Genomic DNA, 328 nt, shown 5'->3' with positions numbered 1-328 from the left:
AAAGATTTTACAAGAAGTAAAAGAAACTTTTGGTGTGCCGATTATCTCAGACGTACATGAAATAGCTCAGTGTCAGCCAGCTGCTGAAGTTATTGATATTTTACAACTGCCCGCATTTTTGGCGCGTCAAACTGATTTGGTTAAAGCGTTAGCAGAGACTGGTCGTCCAATTAATATTAAAAAACCACAGTTTCTGAGCCCAGAGCAGATGAAAAATATTATCAATAAATTTCATGAAATGGGTAATGATAAACTTATGCTTTGTGAGCGTGGTAGCTGTTTTGGTTACGATAATCTGGTCGTTGATATGTTGGGATTAGGTGTAATG

General features: G+C 37.2%; 1 pseudogene. It reads left to right on the top strand.

Annotated features, from left to right (window positions below):
* Nucleotides 1-328, top strand: a pseudogene (locus SB749_RS19005) (3-deoxy-8-phosphooctulonate synthase); the annotation flags it as partial.

This window comes from Brevibacterium sp. SIMBA_078, assembly GCF_046534565.1.
Taxonomy (GTDB): Bacteria; Actinomycetota; Actinomycetes; order Actinomycetales; family Brevibacteriaceae; genus Brevibacterium.
This window is presented reverse-complemented; position numbering and strand designations above follow the sequence as displayed.